Source organism: Mesorhizobium sp. (genome assembly GCF_017306585.1).
Lineage (GTDB): Bacteria > Pseudomonadota > Alphaproteobacteria > Rhizobiales > Rhizobiaceae > Mesorhizobium.
Genome location: NZ_JAFKIC010000156.1, coordinates 1 through 13500, shown reverse-complemented (window position 1 = coordinate 13500; position 13500 = coordinate 1). Strand labels below are relative to the sequence as shown.

At 63.6% G+C, this 13500-nt stretch carries 15 protein-coding genes and 1 pseudogene; 8 read left to right on the top strand and 8 right to left on the bottom strand.

From position 1 onward, the window contains the following. Positions 1-50: 50 nt before the first annotated feature. The 5 genes from J0I79_RS17880 (at position 51) to J0I79_RS17860 (ending at position 5223) form a co-directional block, all read left to right on the top strand. Complete coding sequence (locus J0I79_RS17880) at positions 51-1154, top strand: TIGR03032 family protein (RefSeq protein WP_292861471.1); 1104 nt, start codon at positions 51-53, stop codon at positions 1152-1154. Between the two features lie 224 nt (positions 1155-1378). Then, a complete protein-coding gene (locus J0I79_RS17875; protein WP_292861468.1) occupies positions 1379-2407 on the top strand; it encodes a sulfate ABC transporter substrate-binding protein in 1029 nt (342 codons plus the stop codon). A 34-nt stretch (positions 2408-2441) separates the two neighbouring features. Further along, the gene (cysT, locus tag J0I79_RS17870) at positions 2442-3293 is read left to right on the top strand and encodes a sulfate ABC transporter permease subunit CysT (protein ID WP_292861465.1); all 852 of its coding nucleotides are present in this window, start codon (positions 2442-2444) and stop codon (positions 3291-3293) included. Further along, entirely contained in the window at positions 3286-4170 is an 885-nt protein-coding gene (gene cysW / locus J0I79_RS17865; RefSeq protein ID WP_292861461.1) for a sulfate ABC transporter permease subunit CysW, read from the top strand. Before cysT ends, cysW begins: the two co-directional genes overlap by 8 nt. A gap of 12 nt (positions 4171-4182) precedes the next feature. Continuing rightward, positions 4183-5223 (top strand): sulfate/molybdate ABC transporter ATP-binding protein, encoded by a 1041-nt coding sequence (locus J0I79_RS17860; RefSeq protein WP_292861458.1) that lies wholly within the window; start codon positions 4183-4185, stop codon positions 5221-5223. Positions 5224-5262: 39 nt separating this feature from the next. Here the strand turns inward: J0I79_RS17860 and J0I79_RS17855 are convergent, their stop codons facing one another. Together J0I79_RS17855 and J0I79_RS17850 are read right to left on the bottom strand one after the other, a co-directional pair. Continuing rightward, complete coding sequence (locus tag J0I79_RS17855; RefSeq protein WP_292861495.1) at positions 5263-5748, bottom strand: GNAT family N-acetyltransferase; 486 nt, start codon at positions 5746-5748, stop codon at positions 5263-5265. After that, positions 5748-6029, bottom strand: coding sequence for a DUF1778 domain-containing protein (locus J0I79_RS17850; RefSeq protein ID WP_292861455.1), 282 nt, complete (start codon positions 6027-6029; stop codon positions 5748-5750). The genes J0I79_RS17855 and J0I79_RS17850 overlap by 1 nt, the downstream gene beginning before the upstream one ends. A 254-nt stretch (positions 6030-6283) precedes the next feature. Between J0I79_RS17850 and J0I79_RS17845 the strand changes: the two genes are divergently transcribed. Further along, positions 6284-7270 (top strand): sulfate ABC transporter substrate-binding protein, encoded by a 987-nt coding sequence (locus J0I79_RS17845; protein ID WP_292861452.1) that lies wholly within the window; start codon positions 6284-6286, stop codon positions 7268-7270. On the opposite strand, the gene J0I79_RS17840 is transcribed toward J0I79_RS17845, so the two are convergent. Beyond that, the gene (locus tag J0I79_RS17840; RefSeq protein ID WP_292861449.1) at positions 7255-7455 is read right to left on the bottom strand and encodes a hypothetical protein; all 201 of its coding nucleotides are present in this window, start codon (positions 7453-7455) and stop codon (positions 7255-7257) included. The two genes, J0I79_RS17845 and J0I79_RS17840, sit on opposite strands and share 16 nt — an antisense overlap. Before the next feature lie 59 nt (positions 7456-7514). Here J0I79_RS17840 and J0I79_RS17835 point away from each other — a divergent pair, with 59 nt between their 5' ends. Then, positions 7515-7964 (top strand): Rrf2 family transcriptional regulator, encoded by a 450-nt coding sequence (locus J0I79_RS17835; protein WP_013530871.1) that lies wholly within the window; start codon positions 7515-7517, stop codon positions 7962-7964. Between the two features lie 196 nt (positions 7965-8160). Continuing rightward, positions 8161-9207: a hypothetical protein gene (locus J0I79_RS17830; protein WP_366014663.1), complete on the top strand. Its 1047-nt coding sequence runs from the start codon at positions 8161-8163 to the stop codon at positions 9205-9207. Here J0I79_RS17830 and J0I79_RS17825 read toward each other — a convergent pair. The 5 genes and pseudogenes from J0I79_RS17825 to J0I79_RS17805 form a co-directional block, all read right to left on the bottom strand. Continuing rightward, complete coding sequence (locus J0I79_RS17825; protein WP_292861443.1) at positions 9202-9744, bottom strand: gluconokinase; 543 nt, start codon at positions 9742-9744, stop codon at positions 9202-9204. The genes J0I79_RS17830 and J0I79_RS17825 overlap by 6 nt on opposite strands. A 2-nt stretch (positions 9745-9746) precedes the next feature. After that, entirely contained in the window at positions 9747-10733 is a 987-nt protein-coding gene (locus J0I79_RS17820) for an ABC transporter permease (protein WP_292861440.1), read from the bottom strand. Further along, entirely contained in the window at positions 10730-11710 is a 981-nt protein-coding gene (locus J0I79_RS17815; RefSeq protein WP_292861437.1) for an ABC transporter permease, read from the bottom strand. The genes J0I79_RS17820 and J0I79_RS17815 overlap by 4 nt, the downstream gene beginning before the upstream one ends. Beyond that, a complete protein-coding gene (locus J0I79_RS17810; RefSeq protein ID WP_292861434.1) occupies positions 11707-13254 on the bottom strand; it encodes a sugar ABC transporter ATP-binding protein in 1548 nt (515 codons plus the stop codon). Before J0I79_RS17810 ends, J0I79_RS17815 begins: the two co-directional genes overlap by 4 nt. Positions 13255-13326: 72 nt before the next feature. Further along, a pseudogene (locus J0I79_RS17805) lies at positions 13327-13500 on the bottom strand (ribose ABC transporter substrate-binding protein); the annotation flags it as partial.

Here is a 13500-nt window from a genome sequence, read left to right as displayed (position 1 = left end):
AGGGCAATCCAGGAAAACAGTTCAGCGGTTTTCGTCAGGATGGAGCGAGCGTGAGCACACAAAAGGCCGGCGACGAGGCCACGGCAAACCCGGCGCAGCCCGCTCCCACGGCGCCAGCCGAGCAGCAGACCAATGTCTCGCTGTCGCGCGGCTTCATCGCCTGGCTGGAAACGGCACAGTGTTCCCTGGCTTTCACCTCCTACCAGACCGGGCAACTGTTCCTGGTCGGCCTGACCGGCGACAAGAAGGCCTCGATCCACCAGACCAGTTTCACCAGGGCGATGGGCGTCACCATTGCCGGCCAGCGCATCATCCTTGCTTCGGACATCGCGGTGTGGCGGCTGGAAAACATTCTGGGACCCGACCAGGTCGCCAACAATGTCTATGACCGCATGTATATGCCGCGCGCGGCCTCCTACACCGGCGATCTCGACATCCATGAACTGGCGGTGCGCGAAGACGGCCAGATCGTCTTCATCAACACCAAATTTTCGTGCCTGGCGACGCTGAGCCCGACGCATTCCTTCCGGCCGCTGTGGAAGCCTTCCTTCATCAGCAAGCTGGTGCCGGAGGACCGCTGCCACCTCAATGGCCTCGCCATGCAGAACGGGCGCGCCCGCTATGTCAGCGCCATCAGCCGGTCGGACTCGGTCAGCGGCTGGCGCGACCGCCGCTGGGAAGGCGGCATGATCATCGACATAGTCGAGGACAAGGTGGTGGTCGACGACCTGTCGATGCCGCATTCGCCGCGCGTTCATGACGGCGCGTTGTGGGTGCTCGATTCCGGACGCGGCTTTCTGGTGCGCATCGATCCGAAAACCGGCGGGAAGCAGAACATCGCCTTCTGCCCCGGCTTCCTGCGCGGCCTGAGCTTCCACGGCCGCTTTGCCATCGTCACCACCTCGCTGCCGCGCGACGGCCTGTTCAAGGACTTGCCCCTGCAGGCCAATCTCGAGGCGCGCGACGCCGAGCCGCGCTGCGCGCTTTACATCATCGACCTGCACACCGGCGGCATCGCCGAATGGATCGAGCTCAAGGGGCATATCACCGAGCTGTTCGACATCGCCGTCATTCCCGGCTGCCGCTGTCCGTCCTCCGTGCCGCTCAACAGCCCTAATATGGCCTCGCTGATCACCATCGACAGCGAAGGCTGAACAGCCGCCCTCCCCGCGAGCACGCTTCTCATGGCCCGGACGGACCATGATCGAAAGCGGGTGACCCGCCCGTGCCGACTAGCCGGCACGGCCATGAGGAAGAAATTTCTCAATCCAGCCATATGCCGTCGAAGATTTTCTTCGAAGCGGCGAAAAAGGCAACTTTCAATGCATCTTATTTCTATCAATTCGGTAGATTTGGCGCGGGTTCAACGGAGGCAGAAATGACCAAACCTCATTTCCGGAAACTGCTCGGCGCACTGGTCGCCACATCTGTCCAGTTCGGCACGCTCGGTTTCGCGTTCGCCGACACGACCATCCTCAACGTGTCCTACGATCCGACACGCGAACTCTACAAGGCCTATGACGAGGCCTTCGCCGCGCACTGGAAGGCCGAGACCGGCGAGACGGTGACAATCCAGCAGTCGCATGGCGGATCGGGCGCGCAGGCGCGCGCCGTGATCGACGGCCTCGACGCCGATGTGGTGACGCTGGCGCTCGAGGGCGACATCAACGCCATCGTCTCCAAGTCGAAGAAGATCAATCCCGACTGGCGCACGAAATTCGAAAACAATTCAGCGCCTTACACCTCCACCATCATCTTCCTCGTCCGCAAGGGCAATCCCAAGGGCATCCATGACTGGGGCGATCTCGTCAAGGATGGCGTCCAGGTGATCACGCCCAACCCCAAGACATCGGGTGGCGCGCGCTGGAACTATCTGGCCGCCTGGGCCTACGCCAATGCCAATGACGGCGGCGACGAGGCCAAGACCAAGGAATTCGTCGGCAAGCTCTACGCCAACGCCCCGGTGCTCGACACCGGCGCGCGCGGCTCGACGGTGACCTTCGCGCAAAAAGGCCTCGGCGACGTGCTGATCGCCTGGGAGAACGATGCCTATCTGGCCCTCGACGAATTCGGCGCCGACAATTTCGACATCGTCTATCCGCCGACCTCCATCCTGGCCGAGCCGCCGGTCGCCGTGGTCGATGCCAATGTCGACGCCCGGGGGACCCGCAAGGTTGCCGAGGCCTATCTGAACTACCTCTATTCCAAGGAAGGCCAGACCATCATCGCCAAGAACCACTACCGGCCTTCCAAGCCTGAGCTGGTGCCGGCCGAGGACCTCGCCAAGCTGCCGCCGATCAAGCTGATCACCATCGACGACCCGCTTTTCGGCGGCTGGAAGAAGGCGCAGCCTTATCATTTCGGCGACGGTGGTATATTCGACCAGATCTACAAGCCGGCCCAGTAAGCCCAGACCTGAGCCAAAACTAGATCGGGACGACATGACCATAGCACCCGCGCAGGCGGGGTGGCGATTCAAGCAGCCGAGCGTCATTCCGGGTTTCGGATTGACGCTCGGCTTCTCGCTTGCCTACCTCACCCTCATCATCCTCATCCCGCTGTCCGGGCTGATCTGGCGTTCGGCCGCGCTCGGCTGGGCCGATTTCTGGGCCATTGCCTCTGATCGCCGCACCATCAACGCGCTTCAGATCAGCTTCGGCACTGCTTTCATCGCGGCTGCCGTCAATGTCGTTTTCGGCACGCTCGTCGCCTGGGTGCTGGTGCGCTACCGCTTTCCGGGCCGGCGCATCGTCGACGCCATGGTCGACCTGCCCTTCGCGCTGCCGACGGCGGTGGCCGGCATCGCGCTCACCACGCTCTACGCACCCAATGGTTGGATCGGCAAACTGCTGATGCCGCTCGGGCTCAAGGTCGCCTATACGCCGCTCGGCATCGTCATCGCGCTGGTCTTCATCGGCCTGCCCTTCGTCGTGCGCACCGTGCAGCCGATCATGGAAGAGATCGACAAGGAAGTGGAGGAAGCAGCCGCCACGCTTGGAGCCAGCCGCTTCCAGATCATCACCCGCGTGCTCTTTCCCGGGCTGGCGCCGGCCATCATCACCGGCTTTTCGCTCGCCTTCGCACGCGGTGTGGGCGAGTACGGCTCGGTCATCTTCATCGCCGGCAACCTGCCCTACAAATCCGAGATCGCGCCGCTTTTGATCGTCATACGGCTCGAGGAATACAATTACCCCGCCGCAACCGCGATCGCGGCAATCATGCTGGCGCTGTCCTTCCTCATGCTCCTGATCGTCAATCTGGTGCAGACATGGAGCCGCAAGCGCTATGGCTGACCCCGAGATCAAGTCCTGGGAACCGCATCACGACAGCAAGTCGGCGGCGGTGACCGAAAGCCGGCCGGCACAGGCCGTGCTGATGGCCATCGTCTTCGTCTTCCTCGCCGTCTTCCTGCTGCTGCCGTTGATCATCGTCTTCAAGGAAGCCTTCACCAAGGGCATCGGCGCCTACCTGCAATCGCTTGGCGACGCCGACACGCGCTCGGCGATCCGGCTGACCTTGCTGGTGGCGGCGATCTCCGTGCCGCTCAATGTCGTCTTCGGCATTTCGGCGGCCTGGGCGATCGCCAAGTTCGAGTTCAAGGGCAAGGCCTTCCTCACCACGCTGATCGACCTGCCCTTCTCGGTTTCGCCTGTCATTTCAGGTCTTGTCTATGTGCTTCTGTTCGGCGCTCAAGGGTTGCTCGGCGAATGGCTTAAGGCACACGGCATCCAGATCCTGTTCGCCGTGCCTGGCATCGTGCTTGCCACCGTCTTCGTCACCTTCCCATTCGTTGCCCGCGAACTGATCCCGCTGATGCAGGAACAGGGCAATGGCGACGATGAAGCGGCGCTTTCGCTCGGCGCCAATGGCTGGCAGACCTTCTGGTATGTGACGCTGCCCAACGTCAAATGGGGCCTGCTCTACGGCGTGCTGTTGTGCAACGCGCGCGCCATGGGCGAATTCGGCGCGGTGTCCGTGGTGTCGGGCCATATACGCGGCCTGACCAACACCATGCCGCTGCATGTCGAAATCCTCTACAACGAATACAACGCCGTCGGCGCCTTCGCCGTCGCCTCATTGCTTGCCGGGCTGGCGCTCGTCACGCTGGTCTTGAAAACACTGCTCGAGATGCGCTACGGCGCCGAACTCGCCGCGACGCGCGGACACTGAGAAGGGAACAGTATGGAAGTTCGCGTTGCCAATGTGCGTAAGGAATTCGAACGGTTTCCCGCGCTCCACGATGTCTCGCTCGACATCAAGTCGGGCGAGCTGATCGCGCTGCTGGGGCCATCCGGCTCCGGCAAGACGACGCTGCTGCGGCTGATCGCCGGGCTGGAGCGGCCGACGCGTGGAAAGATCTTCTTCGGCGACGAGGACGCTTCGCAGAAGTCGATCCAGGAACGCAATGTCGGCTTCGTCTTCCAGCACTACGCGCTGTTCCGGCACATGACGGTGGCCGACAATATCGGCTTCGGCCTCAAGGTCCGCCATGGAGCTTCGCGGCCGCCGGCCGCCGAAATCCGCCGCCGCGCTTCGGAGCTTCTCGACCTCGTCCAGCTTTCCGGTCTCGAAAAGCGCTATCCGGCACAGCTCTCCGGCGGCCAGCGCCAGCGCGTCGCGTTGGCGCGCGCCATGGCGATCGAGCCCAAGGTGCTGCTGCTCGACGAGCCGTTCGGCGCGCTCGACGCACAGGTGCGCCGGGAGTTGCGCCGCTGGCTGCGGGAAATCCACGACACCACCGGCCACACCACCGTCTTTGTCACCCACGACCAGGAAGAAGCGCTGGAACTGGCCGACCGCGTCGTGGTGATGAGCCAGGGCCGCATCGAACAGGTCGGCACCGCCGACGACATCTACGACACGCCGAATTCGCCCTTCGTCTATGGCTTCATCGGTGAATCGAGCTCGCTTCCGGTCAAGGTCGAGAATGGCGAGATCTGGCTCGCCGACCGTCCGATCGGATTGCAGGCGCCGCATGCGCCATCGGGCGACGCGACGCTGTATTTCCGCCCGCACGATGTCGAGTTGCTGGAAGGCTGCAGCGGCTGCATCGCCGGCACCGTCGCCGCCAGCCGCCGCGTCGCCGGCACACGCCGCGTCGAGCTCGAGATCGGCGGCGAACGCCAGCGGGTCGAGATCGAACTGCCCGTCGGCCATCCCGCCGCGCAGAAAAGCCGGGTGGCGTTCAGGCCGGGGCGCTGGAAGCTGTTTCCGGCGGCCTGAGACCATCATGACTTTGGCCAAGGACGTCTTGGCGGCGATCTACCCTTTCACCAGCCCTTTCAACGACAGTACTAAGGTCATCGGATTTTTCGGGGAAGCCGTGAAGCCGTAGCGCTCATAGAAGGCCTTCGCCTCATCCGATATGGCATGAACGAAGATACCGCGAATCCCGAGGATGGTCGCCGCGTGCCCGGCGCGCAAAACAGCATCTCGCAACAGCGCAGCCCCTAGCCCCTTCCCTTGCCAGCCAGCGTCCACGGCGAGGCGCCCGAGCACAACCATTGGGATGGGGTCCGGCATGTTGCGACGGATTGGGCCAGGCGCCTCCATAAGATCAAGCCCACCCGAAGACAGGCAGTAGTAGCCGACAACGCGCGGCCCTTCCGCCACCACATAGGTACGCGACGCGCCACCGATCTGGTTGGCCCGAGCCCTACGACGAAGCCATTGATCGAGGCTTTCCGTCCCACTTTGAAAAAGTTCGAGATCGTGGCTTTCGGTCAGGGGCGTGGGCGCCGATAGCATCAATCCTGCCATGGTTTGGGGGCGTTCATAAGGCGCGCAAAACCTTCCCCGCTCGGCGGTTCATCAAGGATGTCGAGATAGCGCTGATAACTCTCGGGATCCACCTTGATCAGGGTCTGGTCGAGTAGCGTGTCCTCAGCTGCCCGATAGGCCGCATCGATCATGAAATCGGAGCGGGTTTTCCCCCGTATTTTCGCGGCACGGTCAATCAGTATGCGCATGTCCTCTCGGATGCGCAGATTGACTGGCTTGGCGTGGGTCTCAGGTGCGGCCTTTGTCATGAAAGACTCCTTTTCCAGCACCATAGCACGCCCTGCATACACAATGTGTATCTATTTATTACCTCTATCAGGCAGGGGCTGAAGGCACGCCCAAACAAAGTGACTCCACTTGAAATAAAATCCTACGATCCGCCTGTTACAGCAACGGCTTTTCTAGGAACGAGCGCCAAGCTTTGGGACCCATGCCTCGCCTTGGCCCACGCCTCACGGCTATGCTCAAGCCATAAACGCATTGCATTCGGAGCCCTATTTTCATGAAGCGATTTTTCCTCGGCCTTGCCGCAGCCACCAGCCTCTTCCTCGCATCCTCCCAAGCCTGGTCGGCCGACAAGCTGCTCAACGCCTCCTATGACGTCGGCCGCGAACTGTTCGTGCAGGTCAACAAGGCCTTCATCGAGAAGCATCCCGGTGTGACCGTCGATCAGTCGCATGCCGGCACCTCGGCGCAGGCGCGCGCCATTGCCGAAGGGCTGGGCGCGGACGTTGTCACCTTCAACCAGGTCACCGATGTCGACTTCCTGGTCAAGAAGGGCCTCGTCTCCGCCGACTGGCAGAAGGATTTTCCCGACAACGCCTCCCCCTTCTATTCGCTGCCGTCCTTCCTGGTGCGCGCCGGTAACCCCAAGCACATCAAGGACTGGAACGATCTGGTGCGCGACGACGTGCAGGTGATCTTCCCCAACCCGAAAACCTCGGGCAATGCGCGCTACACCTATCTGGCGGCCACGGCTTACGCCAAGGAGGCCTTCAAGGGCGACGACGCCAAGGTGAAGGAGTTCATCACCAAGCTGTTCAACAACGTGCCGATCTTCGACACCGGCGGGCGCGCCGCAACCACCACCTTCGTGCAGCGCGAAATCGGCGACGTGCTGATCACCTTCGAATCCGAAACGCGCGGCATCCGCAAGGAGTATGGCGACGACAAGTTCGAACAGGTCACGCCCTCCGTGAGCCTGCTGGCCGAATTCCCGGTGGCGATCGTAGACAAGGTCGCCGATGAGCACGGCACGCGGGATCTCGCCAAGACCTATCTCGACTTCCTCTACACGCCCGAGGGCCAGGACATTCTCGCCCAGAACGGCAACCGGGTGCGCGACGCGGCGGTAGCGGCCAAATACAAGGCGGAGTTCCCCGAGGTACGCCTATTGACGGTGGAAGATGTCTTCGGCGGCTGGGACAAGATCCAGAAAGAGCATTTCGCCGCCGGCGGCCTGCTCGATCAGGCCTACGGCAGCAGGTAAGGGTTCGCCCCAAATCGGATCAGGAAAGCCGGCAAAGAGCCGGCTTTCTTCGTTTTGCCGCCCGGCACGGCAAAGCGGCGCCTGCCGGGCAAAACGTTACGAAGAATCAACGGGTTTGTGCCTAACGTGCCATCCGGCTGGCTTGTTTTCAGGGAAACACCCTCGGGCGGGGCAATCGTCATCATTTGCACACAAACAGCCGCCAGATGCGGGTTGATTGGGGCTTCAACGGGCTGACTCGGGTATGCTGACAAAAAAAGGCAAGTACGGCCTCAAGGCCCTGGTGCATCTTTCCGGTCTTCCGGCTGGCCAACTGGCCTTCGTCAACGACATCGCGGTCGCCAACAACATCCCCAAGAAATTCCTCGACGCCATACTGGGCGAGTTGCGCAATGCCGGCTTCGTCCAGAGCCGCAAGGGCAAGGAAGGCGGCTACCGCCTCGCCCGCCCTGCCTCCGAAATCAAGATCGGCCATGTCGTGCGCGTGCTCGACGGGCCGCTGGCACCGATCCCCTGCGCCAGCCGCACGCAGTATCAGCGCTGCGAGGATTGCGACGAGGCGACCTGCCAGGTCCGCCACATGATGCTGGAGGTCCGACAGGCGATCGCGGAGGTGCTGGACAACAGAAGCCTCGCCGCGATGCGCGATGCCGACAATGATGATTTTCCCGTCGAGCTGACGTCCCAGATCTAGGCCGACCTCCGACGCGGCATCCATCGTCCGTGACCGCTGGATTGCATGGCGCGTCAGGGCGCATTAAAGCGGTTTGCAACAGGAACATCTGGGTGCCCGCTGGATGAGGCTGCTGAAGTTCGCGAGACCCTCCAGAACCGCGCGCAGGCCGTCCGCGGCAGGCAGCTTCCGGACTGAAATCATCGCTGACATTCCCGTGCCGGAAAGGGCCGAGGATGTGCGCTTCTTCAGCCGCAAGGTGGTTCGCCCCGGCAGAATGCGCCGGTTCTCCAACCAGGATCCACGCGAAAGCCTGCTGGCCGCCTTCTATCTCGCGGTCGCGGCCTTCTTGCCGGTGCGCTGGTGGCCATCGGTCTGCCTGCGCATGTCCAGGCTCGACCTCAAGCGCTATACGCGCAAGGAATTTGCGCCCTACGCCGATGCCGTGCAGGCGGTCCTCGGCAAGCAGACCGATGTACGCAAGCTTTTCGAGGAGTTTCTCGCGGCGCGCCACCGCCGCCGGCTGCAGCTCGCCGCGCATCTGGTCGCGGGCCGTTGGTCGCCGGTGATCCGGCTGGAGGGACTTGACGGGCTACAGGCCGCCCTGCGGCGCGGCAACGGCGCCGTCATCTGGTGCGATCAGTTCACGGCCCAGACCATTATCGGCAAGCGCGCTTTGCATGAGGCCGGCATCGAGGCGCATCAGGTGAGCGTCAACACGCACGGCGTTTCGGAATCCGCATTCGGAGTGCGCTTCCTGAACCCGCCTATGGTCAAGGTCGAGAACAGGTTCCTGAAAAGCCGGATCGTCTTCGACCGCGACGACGCCTATCAGGTCACCATCCGCATCCAGAAAATATTGAAGGCCAATGGCGTGGTGCTGATGACCAACACGACCCATGCTGGTTCGACCTTCACCGAGGTATCGATCGGCGAAGCCGGTTGGGCGCATCTTGCGTCGGCGCCAGCCAATTTTGCCGCCAGGAGCAAGGCGGCGCTTTTTGCCATGTCGACTTTTGAGACCAGCCCGTGCCGCGAGTACCGGGCCGTCCTCAGCCCGGAACTGTTGCCGGCCCAAGCTGACGGGGCAAGGGACGGAGCCAAGAACATGACGCTTCAGGCCCGCTACATCCTGCTCAAGCGCGATCGGTTGTTCGAAGCGCTCAAGCTGTTTCCGGAGCAGATGCTCGCCTGGTCCAGCAACCAGAGGCTGACGGAGGCTTGGGGCGATGATGTCGCGGCGGGCGGCGAAAGCGGCTCATGAACCCGCCAACACCCTGGCAGCCTCCGTCACGATGTCGGCGACGGGACGCGTGGCGTCGAGCGTCAATGCCCGCTCGTCCACCGCTGGCCGCTCCAGGATGGCGAACTGGCTGTCGACGAGGCTTGCCGGCATGAAATGGCCCTTCCGGTTGGCGACCCGCCGTTGCGCGGTGACCGGGTCGATCTCCAGATAGAGGAAGACGATGTCACCGCGGAAGCCGCGCAGCCGGTCGCGATAGATGCGCTTCAGCGCCGAGCAGGCGGCAACCGCGCCTTGCCCTTCCCTGGCCAGCGCCGTAATGCGCGCGCCGATCGCATCGAGCCATCCTTCCCGCAACTGGTCGGTCAGCGGCTCGCCGCGCGCCATGCGGGCGACATTCTCCGGCGGATGGAGGCGATCTCCTTCGATGAACACCGCATCCAGCGCGGCTGCCAGCCTGGCGCCGATGATCGACTTGCCGCAGCCGGCAACCCCCATCACCACAATGGCCGTAGGCGCCGAACCGGGAGAGCGCGCCAGCGCCGCGTCTTCGTCCACGGTCAGCGGCTTGCCGGCGCGCGGCCGTAAAGCAGGAGCATGGCCACGATGACAACGCCATAGATGATCTGCCGGCCGGCCTCCGGCATCTGCATCACCGACAGGATGGACTGCAGAAGCGTGATCAGGACGACGCCGGCGACGGTGCCGAGATAGGAGCCGCGGCCGCCCAGGATCGATGTGCCGCCCAGCACCACCGCCGCGATCGACGGCAGGAGGTAGGCATCGCCCATCGACTGCGCCGCCTTGGAGGCATAGCCGGCGAGAAGCACGCCACCGAAGGCGGAGAGCCCGCCGGAAACGGCAAAGGCGATCATCACCACGCGGCGCGTATCGATGCCGGACAGATACGCCGCCCGCTCGCGGTTGCCGATGCCGTAGACGGCGCGGCCGAAGCCGGTGCGGGTCAGTACGAACACCATGGCAGCGCCGATCAGCGCCCAGATGATCACCGCGTTGGGCACGCCCGGGATGGCAAAGCCGGTCGCCAGGTAGCGCATGGCGCCGGTCGCTGAATCCTGGGGCGAGAAGCCGCCGGTGTAGACCACCATCAGCCCTTGCGCGACGGCATTGGTGGCAAGCGTGATGATCATCGAGGGAATGCGCAGATAGGCGACGCCGATGCCGTTGATGATGCCGATCAGCACGCCGCAGAAGATGCCGAAAGGAATGGCCAGCGCCACGCCGGCCGGGCCATAGGCGGCCGCCGCACAGGCCATCATCGCGCCCGCCGCCACCGACCATGGCACCGACAGGTCGATCTGGCCGAGCAGGATGACCAGCATCATGCCGGTGGCGATCACGCCAAGGAACGAAGCCACCTTGAGCTGTTGCAGGAGATATTCAGGCGACAGGAAGCTGCGCGAATAGAGGCTGCCCAGCAACAGCAGCACCACGATGCAGGCAAAGGCCGTCAGCACCGCAGGATCGGCGCGGCGGATGAATTTGGGCATGCGGCCGGCGATACCGCCCAATGTCGTCTCGCTCACAGGAACCACTCCAGCCGGTTGCGGACCCGAAACAGGGCAAAGGCGCCAAGGCTGACGGCGACCAGCAGGATAACGCCCTGGAACAGGGGCTGCCAGAGCGGGTCGAAGTCGAACACGAACAACAGGTCGCCGATGGTGCGGAAGGCGAGCGCGCCGAAGATGGCGCCTATGGCGCTGCCCTTGCCGCCGAACAGCGAGACGCCGCCGAGCACCACCGCAGCGATCGAGAACAGCGTGTAGGAGTTGCCGCTGGCATAGGCCGCCTCGCCCGTATAGGTGAAGAAAGTCAGGAACAGCCCGCCGATCGACGCCAGCAGCCCGGCCAGCGTGTAGGCGGCGAACTTGCCGCGCCGGATCGGCACGCCGGACATATAGGCCGCCGTTTCAGAGGAGCCGGCCGCGTAGGCCGCGCGGCCAAGCACGGAACGGCTGAACGGCACCCAGATCACCAGCACGATCGCCAGCAGCACCACCAGGCTCGCCGGAACCACGCCGAAGACGCGGCCCGTCAGCGCGTCGGCCAGGTCCTCATTGACCGAACCGCCCGGGAATGGCCGCAGCAAAAGCCCGATGCCGTAATAGACCGCGCCGGTGGCGATGGTGGCGACGATCGGCTGCAGCCGTCCGTAGATGACGATGGCGCCGTTGATGGCGCCGCAGAGCAGGCCGACCGCCAGGACAGCGAGTACGCCGAGCGCCGTCTGCGTCGGCGTGCCGACAACCAGCCAGGAAGCCAGGCAGTTGGTGAGCAGAAAAATCATGCCGACGGACAGGTCGATGCCACTGGTGATCACCACCAGCGTCTGCGCCATCGCAACGAAGGCGAGCAGAACGCCCTTGTTGGCCGCCGTCTGCACCACATTGGCGGTGAAACCCGCCGGATGGTTGGAGGTGTAGATGACGAACATGACGATGAAGATGCCGAGCGCCAGCAGAGTTCCGCGCTGTTCGGTCAGCCAGTAGCGCCAATCCTTCACGTATCCGCTCCCAGGCCCACCGGGCTCTCCTCGCCATGGATGTTGAGTGCGCTCGCTATCAGCGCGCGCTCGGTGATCTCGGCGCCGACAAGCTCGCGCTTGACCGCTCCGTCATAGAGCACAAGCACCCGGTCGCAGCAGCCGATCAGCTCATCGTAATCGGTCGAGTAGAACAGGATCGCCGCCCCGGCATCCGCCAGCTTGCGCATCAGCTGGTAGATCTCCTGCTTGGTACCGACATCGATGCCGCGCGTCGGATCGTTGAGCAGGATGATGCGCGGCTGGCGCATCAGCCATTTGGCGATCACCACCTTCTGCTGGTTGCCGCCAGACAGCGCGCCGACCGGAACATCGAGACCGGCCGTCTTGATCGCCAGCAGGCCGACCATGTCGTCGATCAGGCGCTGCTCGGCGGCGCGGTCGATGATGCCGCCCTTTGCCAGCCGGTCGAGCGCGGCGAAGGAGAGATTCTCGCGCACCGTCATCGGCAGCATCAGTCCTTCGGTCTTGCGATCCTCGGGGATGAGCGCCATGCCGATGCCGTCCTTGCGGGCCGCTGCGGGACTGCTGATCACCACTGGTTTGCCGTCGATCAGCACTTCGCCTGAGAGGCCGCGCAGCACGCCGAAGAAGGCAAGCAGCAATTCGCGCTGGCCCTGGCCGTCGAGCCCACCCAGACCGACCACCTCGCCCGCCCTGACCGTCAGCGAGATATTGTCCAGCCGGTCGGCCCAGGACAGTTTGCGTGCTTCGAGCCGGGGAGCAGCGCCGGATGGCATATCAGCCGTCTTGGGCGGGAAGATGTGGCTGTATTCGCGGCCGATCATCAGCTCGACCACCTCATTGTCGCTCTTCGACCCGGCCTTGTAGCTGGCGACGTTGCGGCCATTGCGGAACACCGAGCACTGGTCGGCAAGTTCGGCGATCTCGTTCATGCGATGCGAGATGTAGAGCAGCGCCAGCCCCTCCGAGCGCAATCGCTTCAGGACGCCGAATATCTTCGAGACGTCCGCGGCCGTGAGCGCGGACGTCGCTTCATCGAGGATGAGGATGCGCGGCTTGCGGGCGAGCGCCTTGGCGATCTCGACCATCTGCCGTCTTGAAAGGGGAAGATCCTTGACCAGCGCCAGGGGATGGATGTCGCCGGCGCCGGCGCGCGCTAGCGCATCCTCGGCAATGCGCCGCTGCGCCCGGCGGTCGATCATGCCGAAGCGTTTTGGCGGATCCGATATGACGATGTTGTCGGCGACGCTGAGTTCCGGGATCAGGGACAGTTCCTGAAAGATGCAGACGATGCCGGCCTGGTTTGCCGCCGCCGGCGAGGCGAACGTCACCTCACGCCCGTCGAGCGTCATGCGGCCCTCGTCGGGCGCCACCACGCCCGACATGACCTTGATCAGCGTCGATTTGCCGGCGCCGTTCTCACCGAGAATGGCGTGGATGCTGCCGGCCTCGACCGACAGTTCGGCCTTCTCCAGCGCCCGCACGCCGCCATAGCGTTTGGATATGCCTTCCATGCGGAAAAGCGGAACCGCAGAGTTCATCGACCCTCCAGGGCGGTTACAGGACTGAAGGCTGGCGCCACGACCGGTCGTAGCGCCAGGCGGTATCGGAAACTACTGGTTTTCCTTGGTCTGCCCCATGATTTCCTGGGCGCTGAAGTTGATGCCGCAGGTCGGGAAGGAATTGCCGACGAAGAAATTGTCGGACTCCTTCGGGAAGTAGTCCGGGCCTTCCTTCATGTTCGGGTCGGACGCGATGGCCAGCGGCAGTTTCACTTCCTGCGGCAC